Annotated in this window: 13 protein-coding genes and 3 tRNA genes; 10 read left to right on the top strand and 6 right to left on the bottom strand. The window is 58.1% G+C overall.

Annotated features, from left to right (window positions below; all coding sequences use genetic code 11):
• Nucleotides 1-134: 134 nt before the first annotated feature.
• Nucleotides 135-1,532, top strand: coding sequence for an APC family permease (locus F5897_RS01970; protein ID WP_124825193.1), 1,398 nt, complete (start codon nt 135-137; stop codon nt 1,530-1,532).
• Between the two features lie 115 nt (nt 1,533-1,647).
• Here F5897_RS01970 and F5897_RS01965 read toward each other — a convergent pair whose 3' ends face one another.
• From F5897_RS01965 to F5897_RS01955, 3 genes are all read right to left on the bottom strand, one after another.
• On the bottom strand, nt 1,648-2,136 hold the full coding sequence (locus tag F5897_RS01965) for a GNAT family N-acetyltransferase (RefSeq protein ID WP_183304285.1): 489 nt from the start codon (nt 2,134-2,136) through the stop codon (nt 1,648-1,650).
• 180 nt (nt 2,137-2,316) lie between these two features.
• Nucleotides 2,317-2,401, bottom strand: a tRNA-Ser gene (locus F5897_RS01960).
• 110 nt (nt 2,402-2,511) lie between these two features.
• Nucleotides 2,512-2,949 carry a hypothetical protein gene (locus F5897_RS01955; RefSeq protein ID WP_183304284.1) on the bottom strand — a complete coding sequence of 146 codons (438 nt, stop codon included), beginning with the start codon at nt 2,947-2,949 and terminating at the stop codon, nt 2,512-2,514.
• A gap of 259 nt (nt 2,950-3,208) precedes the next feature.
• Between F5897_RS01955 and F5897_RS01950 the strand changes: the two genes are divergently transcribed.
• The 5 genes from F5897_RS01950 to F5897_RS01930 all read left to right on the top strand — a co-directional run bounded on the left by F5897_RS01950 (nt 3,209) and on the right by F5897_RS01930 (nt 7,863).
• Nucleotides 3,209-3,283, top strand: a tRNA-Thr gene (locus F5897_RS01950).
• Between the two features lie 34 nt (nt 3,284-3,317).
• Nucleotides 3,318-3,394: transfer RNA gene (locus tag F5897_RS01945), tRNA-Met, on the top strand.
• Nucleotides 3,395-3,582: 188 nt separating this feature from the next.
• Nucleotides 3,583-3,972: a hypothetical protein gene (locus F5897_RS01940; RefSeq protein WP_183304283.1), complete on the top strand. Its 390-nt coding sequence runs from the start codon at nt 3,583-3,585 to the stop codon at nt 3,970-3,972.
• 112 nt (nt 3,973-4,084) lie between these two features.
• Nucleotides 4,085-6,238, top strand: a complete 2,154-nt coding sequence (locus F5897_RS01935; protein ID WP_183304282.1) for a glycosyltransferase — start codon at nt 4,085-4,087, stop codon at nt 6,236-6,238.
• The gene (locus tag F5897_RS01930; protein ID WP_183304281.1) at nt 6,238-7,863 is read left to right on the top strand and encodes a helicase HerA-like domain-containing protein; all 1,626 of its coding nucleotides are present in this window, start codon (nt 6,238-6,240) and stop codon (nt 7,861-7,863) included. The genes F5897_RS01935 and F5897_RS01930 overlap by 1 nt, the downstream gene beginning before the upstream one ends.
• On the opposite strand, the gene F5897_RS01925 is transcribed toward F5897_RS01930, so the two are convergent.
• The 3 genes from F5897_RS01925 to F5897_RS01915 form a co-directional block, all read right to left on the bottom strand.
• Nucleotides 7,860-8,228, bottom strand: coding sequence for a hypothetical protein (locus F5897_RS01925; RefSeq protein ID WP_183304280.1), 369 nt, complete (start codon nt 8,226-8,228; stop codon nt 7,860-7,862). The genes F5897_RS01930 and F5897_RS01925 overlap by 4 nt on opposite strands.
• Before the next feature lie 229 nt (nt 8,229-8,457).
• On the bottom strand, nt 8,458-10,107 hold the full coding sequence (locus F5897_RS01920) for an amidohydrolase family protein (RefSeq protein WP_221221241.1): 1,650 nt from the start codon (nt 10,105-10,107) through the stop codon (nt 8,458-8,460).
• Between the two features lie 8 nt (nt 10,108-10,115).
• Nucleotides 10,116-11,540 carry an APC family permease gene (locus tag F5897_RS01915; protein ID WP_183304279.1) on the bottom strand — a complete coding sequence of 475 codons (1,425 nt, stop codon included), beginning with the start codon at nt 11,538-11,540 and terminating at the stop codon, nt 10,116-10,118.
• A gap of 320 nt (nt 11,541-11,860) precedes the next feature.
• Between F5897_RS01915 and F5897_RS01910 the strand changes: the two genes are divergently transcribed.
• Genes F5897_RS01910 through F5897_RS01895 form a run of 4 tightly spaced genes read left to right on the top strand, consistent with a single transcriptional unit; the run spans nt 11,861 to nt 15,671 of the window.
• A complete protein-coding gene (locus F5897_RS01910; RefSeq protein ID WP_246332189.1) occupies nt 11,861-12,982 on the top strand; it encodes a polyamine ABC transporter substrate-binding protein in 1,122 nt (373 codons plus the stop codon).
• A 3-nt stretch (nt 12,983-12,985) separates the two neighbouring features.
• On the top strand, nt 12,986-13,873 hold the full coding sequence (locus tag F5897_RS01905; protein ID WP_124825204.1) for an ABC transporter permease: 888 nt from the start codon (nt 12,986-12,988) through the stop codon (nt 13,871-13,873).
• Nucleotides 13,874-14,671, top strand: coding sequence for an ABC transporter permease (locus tag F5897_RS01900; RefSeq protein WP_124825205.1), 798 nt, complete (start codon nt 13,874-13,876; stop codon nt 14,669-14,671).
• On the top strand, nt 14,664-15,671 hold the full coding sequence (locus F5897_RS01895; RefSeq protein WP_183304277.1) for an ATP-binding cassette domain-containing protein: 1,008 nt from the start codon (nt 14,664-14,666) through the stop codon (nt 15,669-15,671). Before F5897_RS01900 ends, F5897_RS01895 begins: the two co-directional genes overlap by 8 nt.
• The last annotated feature ends 38 nt before the right edge of the window (nt 15,672-15,709 follow it).

The raw sequence follows: 15,709 nt of genomic DNA, 5'->3' as shown, positions 1-15,709 counted from the left end.
TTCTTCCGGGGTAAATTCCGGTAAAAACCCGGTGCACAGATGACCGGTGCAGAATGACTCTTCCAGCTACCGCCCCTTTGGGGTTACAATTTTGTGCGTAAGTTCTGAAAGTTAGCAATGATGCAGGAGTAATCATGGCAGCACAGCAGTCAGGTGCGTTGAAGCGTAACCTTGGCCTTTGGGCAATTGTTGGTTTGGGCCTGGGTTATATGACCCCGACCGTGGTATACGACACATTCGGATTGGTCTCTGAGCGCACCCATGGTGCCGTGCCAACCGCATACATCGTCGCGCTGGTGGTAATGGCGTTCACCGCTATCAGCTACGGCAAGATGGTGACGGCGATTCCGAGCGCGGGTTCTTCATACACCTACGCGCGTGAAGCGATTCACCCGAATGTTGGTTTTATTGTGGGGTGGATCGCCCTCCTCGACTATCTCCTCCTGCCGCTGGTTAACATCCTGATTCTGCGCCTCTACATGGAGGTTGTATTCCCAGACGTTGACGGCTGGTTCTTCGTAATCCTGTTCACCATCATCGTTACTGGCTCAGTCGCGATTTCGATGAAGGGCAGCGCGGGCTTTAACTCTATCCTGCTGATTTTCTCACTCGTGGTGATGGTGACTTTCACTGTAATGGTGTCAATCCAGGTTGGTGACGGCCGCGGCGTTGGCAGCCTGTGGAGCGGGCAGCCGTTTGTGGGCACCGACTTCGACTTCGGTAATATGCTCTTCGGCGCAACCATGGTGTGCTTCTCATTCATCGGTTTCGACGCGGTAACCATGTATGCGGAAGAGGCGAAAGACCGCAAACTGATGCCGAAAGCGATTCTGCTCACCGTGCTTTTGGGCGGCGCAATCTTCCTGGTAGGCAGCTACTTCGCACAGCTGCGCTGGCCAGACAACGCAGAGTTTGCTGATAACGTAGACGATCCGCTGCCAGTGCTGGGCCAGATTGCTGGTATGGATGCGTTCGGTGGCGACGGTTCAGTATTCATGTGGATCTTCACCGCCGCAGGTTTCGCTGCAACCATGGCTTCAGGCATCTCATCTCACGCCTCAGTGGCGCGTATGCTGATGGTTATGGGCCGCAACGGTGTGCTGCCACGCAAAGTATTCGGTTATGTGCACCCGAAGACCCACACCCCGCTTTACAGCATCATCATCGTGGGTGTTGTATCACTGTCTGCGCGTTTCTTCGACCTTGACACTATTGCGAGCGTGATTAACTTCGGCGCGCTGATTGCCTTCACCTTCGTGAATATCTCAGTAATCGCCTTCTATGCGATTAAGCACAAGCGTCGCCACACTGGCTCCGATGTCTTCAAGTACATCATCATGCCAGGCCTTGGCACCCTGCTGACCCTCACCCTGTGGGTAAACCTTGATGAAACATCCCTCACCGTTGGTGGTATCTGGACGGCACTTGGCCTGATTTACCTGCTGGTAATCACCAAGGGCTTCCGCAGCCAGCCACAGAGCTTTGACGAGGCAGAGCCGGTGACTGATTTTAACAAGGTTGCGGCAGAGTAATTGAAACTCGGCGCAGCTTAGCGACACAGCTAAGCGCTGCACAAGGCGTAGAGCCCGGGGGAAACCCCGGGCTCACGCCTTTAACGCTGCGAGATGTGGGTTGTAGCGGGAGCTATTAGTTGTTGTTCACCGGCACTTCGACGAACCCTAGTGACCGGTAGAGGGCTACTGCTGCAGTATTTTCGCTTTCTACCCGCAGCCCGACTTCTCGTGTTGGTGGGATAGCCGATAGTGCGGCCTGCAACAAGTTTTTACCAATACCCTTACTACGATGTTTGGGCTCCACGAAGATGTCTATCACGAACACTAAATTGGCCACATCGTCCCAGGGCGGCGAATCAACAACCATGACGCATCCGAGGATTTCTTTATCCTTCTGGTAGACAAGGTTGCTGGCGGGGAGAAACCGGCCATATTCTCCAGCTAGCGCGGCTTTAATATCGGTAACTGCGGCATCTATGTTGGGCACTGTGCCAAGCGGGTAGCTATTAAAATACAGTTTTCCGAGCTCTAGAATATCGTTTTCAGTGTGTGGACGAATATTATTATGTTTTTGGTGTCCTGGTCTGTGCTCATCTGCAGGGCGAATCATGGTTAGTTGCATTTGTTAATAAACTTTCGAAATAACTTGAATTGGCATTTGCAGCTGTCTGAAAAATCATAAAATTACGCATAGTAAGGAATTTTACCGCACTGTTGAGTGCTGCAATGAATCTGACTTAGTGCAGGGGCAAAGCAAATGTCCCAAGACAAATGCGGACATATGTCTTGGGACATCACACGGCGGAGGATAGGGGATTTGAACCCCTGAGGGCGTTAACCCAACACGCGTTCCAGGCGTGCGCCATAGGCCGCTAGGCGAATCCTCCAGGGCTGAAAACATCAGCATCAATAACTTTACCGTGTTCTCGGCTGGCTTGCATAAAAAAGGGTGTGAAGGGCGCGGGAGGTGGATCCACCTCACCAAAAATTTATACCCCTAGTCTTCGGGGTCGACGTAGGCGGGGCGGGAGTTAAACCAGGACACGATGCACGCCAGCAGCAGGAACACAAACATGCCGATTGCAAAGGGGTTGCACAGCGCCACCACGATTTCGACGGTTACCGGGTCGGCGCCCGGGGGAGCGGTGATTGCGGCGAGGGAGCCGTCAGGGAGCACATCGGGCACGGTGAGGGCGAAAGCGATGCCGGAAACCCAGCTGAGCACTGCCAGCACCCATACGGCGCGCGTGGTGGGGCGCTCGTTGCGCGCGGTGACCCCTAGGCGGTGACTTAGCAACAGACTCAAGAGGAGATACGGCACCGCAAGGAAGCAGGTGTACCACACGGTGTTTGCGCCCAGCGCATCCACAATCACCCGCCCGAAAGCAACGAAAATGGCGATGATGAAGCCCATGGTGAGCACGAAGATCCGCAAAATAATCACCCTTTAGTGCGACAGGTTGCTGCGGTGGTCTGGAGACAGTGGCAGCAACTGATTTGGTGCAGCGAGAAACAGCTGCAATTTCTATTTTAGTGAAGCACTGTCGGGAAGTTGCAGCAGTGATGAACCGCGCAACGAGCAAAGGCAACACGCCTGTAAGCGGCAGTTGAAAATCGTAAGACACGCGGGTAATAAAACAATTTGCAAACCGTAAAAAAATTCTGTTATATTTATTGAGTTGCATATGCGACTCGCCCCGATAGCTCAGTGGTAGAGCACTTCCATGGTAAGGAAGGGGTCGCCAGTTCAATCCTGGCTCGGGGCTCCAGGTTTCTTGAGTAGACAGCTTTCGAGACCGACGCGGCTGAGTAGCTCAGTTGGTGAGAGCGCACGACTCATAATCGTGAGGTCGCGGGTTCGAGTCCCGCCTCAGCTACCAGTTTCCCTTGAATTTCTGCGGAATTCAGGGGCTTTTTTGTTTGTTTTTGGCGGGTTTTCGTGTTCCCCGGGGGAACATTGCACGATTTCAGCACTTGCCTCGTTTTGTCTTGATTTTCCGCGGTTTTGTGGTAAGTTGTGGAATGTTATTGAAAGTCGCGTAAACCCTGATTGTTGGTGGAGGAAAACATGTTTAAACTCCCTAAGTGGTACACGATTCTGCTTCCTGTAATCGGAGCAATCTGTCTTGCCTTAGCATTTATCGCCGCCTCGTTCGGCAATCATTTGTTACAGGTTGCGGCAGCTTTCGGCGGCGCGATTCTGGTGACTATCCTCTACCTCCGGGTGGAATTGCCGTTGCAGCGTAAAAAACAAGCAGCCGGATATAAGACGCAGCTGAGCACCCGTATTGTGCTACTGTTCATAGTTGCAGGGCTGGTGTTAATAGGCTGCGGCGCGCTTATACACGAACTTAATCAGGGCGCGGCAAACCTCGCCATCGATCTGGGGGCAGCTTTAGCAATCGGCGCGAGCGCAGCATTAGTGTGGCAAAGGTTTAACAAAACCACAACCAGGTGACAGAGATCAAAAAATACGGGGTGATGCACCGCAAAACTGATAGGGTGCGCTAGAGCCGGGCTTCGCACAAATACCCCATTGATTGCGCAGCAGCACCTGGTAGCTTAGATATATGGCTCGCATTATCTATGTTTCGCTGCATACCTCGCCGCTAGATGCCCCCGGTTCAAAAGACGCCGGCGGTATGAATGTGGTTGAGGTGCACAACGCGCGAGCCCTCGCAGAGCGCGGCTACCAGGTTGAAATCGTAACCCGCCGCGACAACACCACTCTGCCGGATGTGATTGAAATTGCCCCCGGGGTCACCGTGCGGCAGCTCACCGCGGGCCCGGCAGAGCCGCTCGCAAAAAGCGCCCAAGAGGTCTATATTGCTGAGTTTTCTGCGGCGCTGGCGCAGTTGGAGCCGGCGGAGCTGATCCACTCTCAACACTGGATGAGCGGGGTTGCGGCGCTGCCCATCGCGAAACAGTGGGGCGTGCCGCACGTGCAGAGTTTCCACTCGGTTGCGGCGTTGCCGGGGGCTCCGCTGAGCGACGGGGAACCGCCAGAATCTGCGGGACGTAACGCTGGCGAGCGATTAATTGCTGCGCAGTCAGACTTAATTGTCGCGGTTAGCCAGTATGAAGCAGACACGATTATTTCTAGGTGTGGGGCGGATCCGGCAAAAGTGGTAATCGTCAACCCCGGCGTTGATTTAGACTTCTTTAGGCCGCGCGCCGCTGCGGGTGCTGCTTCCGCAACTGCTACCGGCACTCCTGCTGCATCTGACCCGGAAGCTGAGCCGGCCGCTGCGCCCACAGAGGAGAGGGAAGCGGAGCCACGACATGAGTGCGGCAGCGGCGACTACTTGCTGTTTGCGGGGCGACTGCAGCCACTTAAAGGCCCGCAACTAGCGCTCGCCGCGCTCGCCGCAGTGCCGTGTGAGATGCGGCCGTACCTGGTAATCACGGGCGACGTCAGCAAAGACTTTGCGCACTATCTGGACGAACTAAAACAGCTCGCCAGTGACCTCGGCATCAGCGACCGGGTCAGATGGTGCGGCTCGCAAAGCCGCGACAATCTAGCCACCCTGATGCGTGACGCGAAAATCATGTTGGTGCCGTCATACAGCGAAACTTTCGGGCTCGTAGCGCTAGAAGCCAACGCCTCCGGAGTGCCGGTAATTGCGGCTGCGGCGGGTGGGTTATGTGAAGCGATAGCAGATGGTGAGACCGGCATTATTATGGCGGATCGCGACCCCGTAGCGTGGGCTCAGGCGATTACCTTATTGCTCGCAGATGATACCCGCCGCGTGGCGCTTGGTGCTGCCGGGAGGGAACGTGCCACGCAGTACAGTTGGCAGCATGCTGCGGCGGGACTGGATAAGCACTACCGCGAAATTTTGGGGCAGCCGCTGCCGGAGCCGCCGCTTACTACGTCACAGCCGCAACCGCAGCTGGCTGCGCGGCAGGCCGCTAACACCGCGGGTAATCGCAGCTCACAACCAGCTGCGGACTCCGCTGCTATGCTGCCGGAACCGTTTGCGTTCGGCGACCGGGTGCTGTTTCTGCACGCCCACCCTGACGACGAAACCCTCGCCACCGGCGCCCTCATCACCCACCTGGTGAGCGCCGGAGTTGCGTGCCAACTGCTCACCGCAACCCGCGGTGAAGCCGGAGAAATCGTGCCCGGCGCGCTCACCACCAAACCCGCCGGCCACACCCTTGAAGAGTATCGCGAAGCAGAGCTCGCCGGTGCGCTCAAAGAACTCGGCATTACCGCCCACGCCTATCTCGGCACCGCCCCGGCACGAGCCGAGGGAGCCGCCGCACGCCGCTACCGCGATTCCGGAATGCGGTGGATTAACCCCGGCGTCGCCGGTCCCGCCGCAGACGCCCCGGCAGACAGTCTCACCAGCAGCGATTTCGCCGCCGCGCTCGCCGATGTGCTAGCCCTGATTACCGCCTGGCAACCGACCAAGCTCATCAGCTACAACCCGCAGGGCGGCTACGGCCACCCCGACCATGTGCGGATGCACCAGCTGACGGCGGCAGCCAGCACGGTGAGCCGGATCCCCGCATATCAAATCGAGCACAGCCAAGACGCGGCAACGCACTGGTACGAGCTGGAGCACACCCGTGACACCGTGGCCCGGGCACTGGGGCACCACGTCACCCAGCTCACCGTGACCGGAAACTTAATCACCCACTCCGGTGGGCAGCAGGAAGAAATTACAACCGCGATCGGGCTCAGCCCGCTGGCACCCGCAGAGAGTGGAGAAAAGTGATGACCAGCAACACCGAACAGCAGCAGACCGGGCCGCTCACCGCCGCCGAAGTCGAGAAAATTAGCGTCGGATACAGCTTCGCCGAGCCAGCGCTGGAGATGGGCGCTTTGGTGAACGGGGAGGCACTGCCGGAGGTGCAGATCCGCATCCCCATTGCAATGACAAACCGCCACGGGCTCATCGCGGGTGCGACCGGCACCGGTAAAACCCGCACCCTGCAGGTGCTGCTGGAGCAACTCAGCAGCAACGGAGTGCCGGTTTTCGCTGCCGACATCAAAGGTGACCTTTCGGGTGTGGCAACACCGGGGGTGGCGAGCGAGAAGCTGCTGGCGCGCACCGCCGGCATCGGGCAAGAGTGGCAGGCGGCGGCGACTCCGGTGGAGTATTTCAGCCTCGGCGGCAACGGCCACGGAGTGCCGATCCGCGCCACCGTCAAAAGCTTCGGGCCGCTGCTGTTTGCGAAGGTGCTGGGGCTTAATGAAACCCAAGAGTCTAGTCTGAAACTGATTTTTAACTACGCCGCACAGCACCAAGTGCCGCTTAATACCATTGCGGATCTGAAAGCCGTGCTGACTCACCTCACCAGCCCCGAAGGTAAAGCCGAGCTTGCCGCCCTGGGCGGAGTTTCGAAGCAGACCGCGGGGGTTATTCTGCGAGAGCTCAGCAACTTCGAGGCTGCCGGGGCTGCGAACTTCTTTGGTCAGCCGGAGATGCCGAGCAGTGAATTTTTGCGCTACGCAGCTGACGGGCGCGGCATTGTGTCGCTGCTGCAGATTCCCGGCGTGGCGCATCAACCAGAGGTGTTTTCAACTTTCCTGATGTGGCTATTGGCGGATCTGTTCCGTACACTCCCGGAGGTCGGTGACGCCCCGAAGCCGAAACTGGTGTTTTTCTTCGACGAAGCGCACCTGCTGTTTAAAGACGCGAGCAAAGCGTTTATTTCGCAGGTGGTGCAGACGGTGCGGTTGATCCGCTCGAAAGGTGTTGGGGTCTTCTTTATCACGCAGAGCCCAAAGGATCTGCCAAACGATGTTTTGGCACAGCTCGGCAGCCGGGTACAGCACCAGCTGCGGGCGCACACCCCTGACGATGCGGCGGCCTTGAAAGCGGCGGCACGCACCTACCCAGACAGCGGGTACGACCTGGAAAAGGTATTGACCGAACTGGCCACCGGTGAAGCAATTGTGACGGTGATGAACGAGAAGGGTGCGCCGACGCCTACCGCGTGGACCAGGCTGCGGGCCCCGCAGGGGCTGATGGATCCGACCCCGGAAGCAGATATTGTTGCCGCAGTTAATGCGTCCCAGCTGTTGCCGCGTTACGGCACCCCGGTGCAGTCGGTGAGCGCGGCTGAGATTTTGGCCGGACGGGTGGCTGCCGCGCAGCAGGCTGCGGGCGCTGACGCCGCCGGTGACGGCCGCGGCTACCGGGATGGCGAGCGCTATCGCGAGAGTGAACGTTACCGGGATTCAGCGCCACAGCGCCATGCTCCGGCACCGCGCCGCCAGAGCACGAGACAGCAGAAATCTGGTATTGAAAAGGTGATTGGCAGCCGCACTGGGCAGACGGTGATTCGCGAGGTGACCCGCGCAATCATCAACACTATTTTTGGGAAGCGGCGTTAGAGCCCCGCTTCGGCAGCGGACATCGGCTCCACTGTAAGAGTACTGGCGGGCGCGGTGGTGGAAATCACCAGCTGTTCTTGGGTTGCGATTAGGGTGCACTGGTCGGGTGCATCAGCGGGATAGCCTCTGATTACTGCGACGCGCAACACTGTGCCATCTTCGCTGCTAACGACACGAGTAGTTTCGCACAGCGGGTCACCCCCATGTACGGTGACAGTGATTTCATGGGTCCCGGTAATCTCGGCTGAAGTCCAAGAAATGAGATGCTCATTGAGAGTAGCATCTGCAAGCGGGACACAGCCGCTAATAGCACCGCACAACAGTCCGCCAGCGAGCAGCAGTGCACCATTACGGTTGTTGATCATAGTTCCGCCTCCTGAGTGAAATGCTGGGTTTAGGAATTATGACCAGCCTAAAACACGCATCTGAATCTGTGCTGCAAACCCTAAAATAGACCGGAAGCCGAGCCAGTGTGATGCTGTGCCCGGCTCCCGGAGGGTGTGGCCGCAGGGGTGCTGCCTTGGGTGCGCCTCGGGTACGGCGCCCGGGGGCGCCACGTCCCGGTGCGGCACGCTGCGGCGAGGCTATGCCATTTTACGCTGCGGCGTTAAACACCACTTTGCCGGCAACCACGGTGAGTTTGTTGGTGGTTTGCCACAGTTCGCTCATCGGCGCCGCAAACGGGTTGCGGTCTGCAATCGCGAAGTCTGCCGCTTCACCCACCTGCACCAACCCGGAACCGGTGCGCAGCAGCTGCGCGGAATTGCGGTGGTACGCGGTGAGCATTTGCTCCAGGGTGAGCGCCTGCTCTGGCAGCAGCGGCTCGCCCGGCTCAGCTCCCGGCTGGGTGCGGGTTACCGCAACGTGCACTGCCTGCCACGGGTCTGGGGTGGAAACCGGCCAGTCTGATCCGCACACCAGAGTAGCGCCGTGCTGGGCGATGCCCGCGAAAGGATACTGCCACGGGATGCGGTTTTCGCCTAGGGTCGGGAAGGTGACGTCGAGCATTTGCTGATCTTGACAGGCCCACAGCGCCTGAATGTTGGCGCGGATTCCAAGCTCCGCGAAGCGCGGCAGATCAACCGGGTCTACCACGTGCAGGTGCGCGATGTGATTGTGGCGTGCCTCACGTACCGCTGCCGGAACTGCTTCGAAAGCGTCTAGAGCATACTTCACGGCACGATCTCCGATAGCGTGCACGTGCACATCAAACTCAGCCTCGTTGAGCAACGGAATTAGTTCTAGCAAGCTGTCGCGAGAGAAATAAGCTAGCCCTGTGTTTGCTGGAGCGCAGTTGCAGTCGCTGACGTAAGGGTCGGTGAGCGCGGCAGTGCCGTTCTCTTGCACACCGTCAGCCATAATCTTGATGTGATCAAGGTTGAATCCTGCCCGCGCATACTTGGCGCGGCGATTGGTGAGGTCAGCAACATATTCAGGAATGGTCATTCCGTCAAAGTCGCGTGATACCCACAGCGCGCCCGTGACCCGCCCGGTAAGCTCCGCCGCGTCAGCCATCTCGGCATAAACCGGGCTGAAATCAGGGTAGCCGCCGTAGTCGCCGAGAATCGCTTCCTGCCAGGCGGTGACCCCGCACTCAAATAGATATTTCTCGCCCGCTAGAATACCGGCGCGAATTACCGCCGGGGTATACTCTGGCAGTACGCTCGCCACCAGTGCGGTGGCGCCCTCTTGCAGGGTGCCGTTAGGATTTCCGGCGGCATCACGCTCAATGCGCCCATCGCTCGGATCTGCGGTGTCAGCGGTGATGCCCGCAAGCTCCAGGGCTTTGGAGTTAGCCCACGCTGCGTGATGGTCAGCGTTTAAGAGGTAGACCGGACGGTCGGGCACAACTGCGTCAAGCTGCTCTTTTAGTGGGGTGCCGCCCTCAAACCACGGAATCCGCCAGCCTCCGCCGAGAATCCATTCCGCCTCCGGGTTGGCGGCAGCGTAAGCCGCAACCGCGGCGATTGCCTGTTCGCTGTTTTTGCACCCGGTGAGATCGCAGCTGTTGCGCTCAATGCCGCCCATCGCGGTGTGGTTGTGGCAGTCTACGAAGCCGGGGGTGAGCAGCCCACCTGCGGCATCAACAACCTCGGTTTTGGCGCCTGCCAGCTGTGCCACTTCAGCGCCGCCGAGCGCTGTAATCTTGCCGGCAGTGACAGCCATTGCAGTGTGCTCGGTGAGGGTTTCACCGTTCCAAATAACGGCGTTAGTAACGATGAGATCAGGGGTGTTTTGAGACACGCTTCCTCCTAGTATTTACCGTCGCGGAATGGGTAGTCAGCGCCGAGGAGATCGATATGCTCGGTGCTTGGACCAGCGGCATCGGCAGCGGTTTTTTCGCTGAGATCCATGGTGGGAACCCGACGCTTAAAACCGCGGGTGACAATCAACAGAATCACAAAACCGCCAAGCAGCCACAAGAGGCCAACGATGAGAGTTTGTTGGGTGAGAGACGTCCAGAGCCAGAAGGTGAAGATGGTGCCGATTAGTGGGAAGACCACATACCGCAGCGCAGACTTAAAGTCACGTACCTCACTGTTTTGCCGCAGCGCAAAGGTGCGAATCACAGACAGGTTTACCATCGTGAATGCCGCCAGGGCGCCGAAGCTAATCACGTTAATTACGAGTGACAGCGGCAGGAAAATGCCCAGCAGAGTGAACACGCTAACGGCAGCGGTTGCGATAACCGGGGTGCCGCGGCGCTCCCACACCTTACCGAGAGCTGATGGCAGAATGCCGTCACGACCCATCGAGAACAGAATACGAGACACGCCAACCTGGCCGGCAAGGCCGGAACCGATGCAGCCGGCAACGTAAACCGCGATGAAGAAGTTTAGCAGCAGCTCGCCGCCAACGCTCTGCATCAGGAAGGCGCTCGCGGTGTCGAGCTCTTCAGTGCTCATGCCATCCCAGTCCGGCTGCACCGCGAGGGAGCCAGCCCAAGAAATCAGGGTAAAGAGCAGCCCACCAACAAGGGTTGTCAAAACAATCGCGCGAGGAATGTTGCGGCGTGCGTCACGAGTCTCCTCAGACAGGGTAGAGACCGCGTCAAAACCGAGGAAGGAGAGCGCGAGGATCGCCGCGCCGCCGAATACGCCCTGCCAGCCTGCATCACCTACGGTGAAAGGTTCAAACAGTGCTGGCGCATTGGTTGCTTTCAGGTAGGTGTTGAACGACAGCACAATGAAAACAAGAGAGAGAATCGCTCCAAGCGCAATAATCAGCACGTTTACCTTGTTGATCATAGTGATGCCGAGCACGTTGAGGGTGAACACCAGCGCGATAGCCACGAGCGTGAAAACCCAGAAAGGCACCTGCGGAATAACCGCGTTGAGGTAGGCGCCGAGCAGCATGAAGTTAATCAGTGGTAGGAACAGGTAGTCGAGCAGTGTCGCCCAGCCGGTGAGAAAGCCTGCACCGCCACCGAAGGCTTGCTGTGCGTAGGTGTAGGAAGAGCCGGCCACCGGGTAGCGGCGCGCCATGGCGCCGTAGCTGAGGGCGGTGAAAATCATTGCAACTGTGGTTACCAGGTAGGCCAGCGGCAGCCGACTGTCAGAGACCTGACTGACGTAACCGTAGGTGGTGAAAACTGTGACCACGGTCATGTAGGTGATGCCGAACAGCACGAGCTGTGGCAACCCGAGCGACCGTTTGAGTTTGCCGGTGGAGTTCATCGGCGTTCCTTACGAGTGACTAAATATGAGATGAACCGCGCTGTGATGCGGTTTCGGTACCAGTCTAGAACACTCTTTGCTGCGGTGTGAGAGTCGAGACGAAACAGGCGGGTAAAGTCGTGTAAATTTACAAAATAACGTAAATATTTTGCTGAGATAGCAAAAGAGACTTGACATTATTGCGATGTTGAGAATATGCTGAGTCTAATCGCAGAACTCGTGAGGCATCCGAACCATTTGCGGCGCCAGCATAACTCGAAGAAGACTTAACGCAATCGCACAGGGTAACTGTTTAACCAACACATTCAAAGGAGATGGATATGTTAAAGCACAATAAGACACGCGTGGCTTTGCCAGTGCTCGGTATCACCGCCGCTGTGCTGCTCAGCGCCTGCGGGAGCGGCCCACAACAGAGTGCAGACATTGACCTGGGCACCGGTCCCGCACAAGCAGGTGTCACCAAAGAAGGAGCGCTTAAAGGGGTAAACCTCACGTTCAGCTCCTGGGGTGGCATTTACCAGGATGCACAAATTGCCGCGTTAGAAGAATTTAAGAGCATCTCCGGCGCCAACCTGCTGTCTGACGGCCCCACCGAATATGCGAAGGTAAAAGCCCAGGTAGACAGCAAAAACGTGACCTGGGACGTGGTCGACAGCGACATTATTTGGGCTGAAAAGAACTGCGGCCCGGATGGGCTGCTGATGGATCTCGACTTCAGCATTATCGACACCTCCAATATCGAGCATCAAGAGCTGGTTGGCTCCTGCTACGTGCCGGCGATGCAGTACAGCTACGTCATCATGTACAACACTGAGAAATATCCAACTCCGCCAACCGGCTGGCAAGATTTCTTTGACACCGCAAAATTCCCGGGCAAACGTGCCATCGCCGGGTTTGAGGATGTGGGCCCGGGAGTTTATGAGGGCGCACTGCTGGCTGAGGGGGTAGCGCCGGAAAACTTGTACCCGCTTGACATGGACAAAGCATACGCCAAACTAGACACCATTAAAGACAGCCTGATCTACTGGAAAACCGGCGCAGAATCGCAGCAAATGATGGAATCTGGCGAAGCAGACATGGCGCTGGTGTGGTCTGGCCGCGGTTTCGCAGCGGTTGAAAACGGCGCGAAATACGCGCCAATCTGGGATGGATCACTGCTCATCGCAGACGCACTAGGCGTGCCTAAGGGCGCAAAAAATCCAAAGGCTGCGATGGCGCTAATCAACCACTACCTCGGCGCGGCAGCGCAGGCGAAAGTGACCGAGATGACCGCCTACTCACCGGTGCATAAAGACGCTGCGCCGCAGCTGAGTGAGCTCGGCAAACAGTACCTCATCACCGAGCCGGAAATCGCCGCGAAAATTGTTTCCACCGACACCGCCTGGTGGGCTGCCAACTACGACGCTGAACTCGAACGATGGGTGAAGTGGCTGCAGGGGTAAATCGTGGCAGATACAACAAACATTCCGATCGGGCGCGCGGATAGACGCAAAACCCCGCGCGCCCGATTCCGGGCCCTGCTGCTACTGCTGCCGGCGTACGCCCTGCTGCTGGGAGTCTTTGCTTACCCTCTGCTAGACAGTATGCTGCGCAGCGTCAGCGATCCACACCCCGGAATCCAAAATTATGAATGGGTGTTCTCCGACCCCAACAACCTGGCAACAATCGGGCGGACCTTCAGCAACGCCGCGCTCGCAACCGTTATCTGCCTGGTGCTCGCGTATCCCTACGCCTACCTGATGACGATTGTGGGCAAACGCGCCCGCATCGCACTGCTGGTGATTGCGCTGATTCCGTTTTGGACCTCGCTGATGATTAGAACCTTCGCGTGGATCGTGCTGCTGCAGGATAACGGTGTGATTAACAACCTGCTTGAGGTTTTCGGTGTCGGGCCGCTGCAACTTTTGCGCACCAACACCGGGGTGATGATTGGCCTGACCCAGGTGCTGATGCCGTTTATGGTGCTGCCGCTGTACGCCACCATGAGCAGTATCGATCTGCGTCTCATCACCGCGGCCAGGTCACTCGGCGCGCGGCCCGCGGTGGCGTTTTTGAAAGTGTATCTGCCGCTGAGCATCTCCGGCATCGCCGCCGGCTCGCTGCTGGTGTTCATTCAAGCACTCGGGTTTTATGTCACCCCCGCGCTGCTCGGGTCGCCGCAAGACAGCATGCTGGCGCAGTCTATTTACACGCAGGTCAATGGGCTGCTGCAGTGGGGTCGCGGCGGTGCGCTCGGAGTCATCTTGTTGGTGTGCACCCTGTTGATTCTGGGACTGCTGGCACTGATAGCGAAGAGCGGCGCAAAACGTGGTATCGCAGTAAAGGTGTTCTAAATGCTGAAACCTAGTTTGTTTACGAGAGTCTGGTTGTGGGCGCTTGCCGCGGTTGTGGCGGTGTGGCTGATTGCCCCCACTCTGATTGTGATTCCCCTGAGTTTCACCGACAAAGCCTCGCTGGTTTTTCCGCCGCAGGGCTGGTCTTTCAGGTGGTACGAGTCGTTCTTCACCAACCCGCAGTGGACTGCCGCGCTCGGCAACTCCCTGCTGCTGGGGCTGCTGGTTGCGGTGCTTGCAACCGTGCTGGGGCTGTTGGCGGCGCTCGGGCTGCGGGTTATCGCGCAGAAGAAACTGATGGCGGCGGTTACCGCGGGGCTGATTGCCCCGATGGTGGTGCCGGGGATCGTGCTGGCGATTGGCGTATACGCGGTGTTCTTGTATTTGGGGCTGGTCGGCACCCTGCCGGGGTTCCTGTTCGCCCACACGGTGCTGGCGCTGCCGTTCACGGTGATCGCGATTAACTCCGGGCTCGCAAATTTTGACGAGCGCCTGGAGCTCGCGGCGCGCAGCCTGGGGGCAAACGCCTTCGGCACCTTCATGAAAGTGACGCTGCCAAACATCACGCCTAGCCTGGTTTCGGGGGCGCTGTTTGCCTTCGTCACCTCCTTCGACGAGGTGGTGTTGTCGCTGTTCATCAAGAGTCCGTATTTCGAGACGCTGCCGGTGCTAATGTACGCCAGCGTGACCCGCGACACTGACCCCACGCTTGCTGCGGCAGCAACCGTGATTCTGCTGCTCACAACCGCAATCGTAGTAATCGCTTTACTTGCCACAGGAAGGAAGAAACGTGGCTGAACTATCTGCTGGCGCCCCGATTCGGCTGGAGGGCGTCTCTAAGCACTACCCTAAATCAGTCGCGCTTGATGATGTCAGCCTCGACATTAAAGCCGGCGAGTTCATGACTTTTCTGGGGCCATCCGGCTCCGGTAAAACCACCACCCTCAACCTCATTGCGGGTTTCGCCCAGCTCACCACCGGGGGCATCTACATCGACGATGAGCTGATGAACGAGGTGCCGGTCCACAAACGCGATCTCGGCATCGTGTTTCAGCACTATGCGCTGTTTCCGCACCTCACGGTGAACGCCAATGTGGCATTTCCGCTGCGGGAGCGTAAAGTGGCGAAGGCAGAGATTGCGACGCGGGTTGCGCAGGCGCTAGAGGTTGCCGGGCTGAGCGGTTTCGGGGAGCGCTTCCCGCACGAGCTCTCCGGCGGGCAGCAGCAGCGAGTGGCGCTGGCGCGGGCGCTGGTGTTTGAGCCGCGGGTGTTGCTGCTTGATGAGCCGCTGGGCGCGCTCGACAAGAAACTGCGGGAGCAGCTGCAGCTGGAGTTGCGCCGCATTCACCGCGAAATCGGCCGCACCTTCATTTTCGTGACCCACGATCAGGAAGAGGCACTGACCCTGTCTGACCGCATCGCGGTTTTCAACCACGGCAAAATCGAGCAGGTCGGCACCGCGAAAGAGCTCTACGAAACCCCGAAAACCCGATTTGTGGCGGAGTTCATCGGCGACTCCACCGTGGTGCCGAGCGCAGACGGCAAAACCGTGACGATTGTGCGGCCGGAGCAGGGCAAGCTGGTGGAGCCACACACTAATCTCGCCGCCGCCCCGCAGCTGCCGGTCACCGTGAAGCAGGCAATATATTTGGGCGCCGAATGGAAGTTCGAGATTGAATTGCCAGGTGGATCCACCGGCGTGGTCCGCAGCGCGACCCCGTATGAGTGGCTCCCGAGCACCGGCAACCGGGCGTTACTAACTTGGAACCCAAATTTCGCTCCGGTACTTCCGGCGTAGCGTTTTGCGACATAAAATTTAACTATCAAAGGAGTGGG

This window comes from Canibacter oris (genome assembly GCF_014197205.1).
GTDB lineage: Bacteria > Actinomycetota > Actinomycetes > Actinomycetales > Microbacteriaceae > Canibacter > Canibacter oris.
The sequence above is the reverse complement of the archived record's forward strand: the minus strand, read 5'-3'. Positions and strand labels throughout refer to the sequence as shown.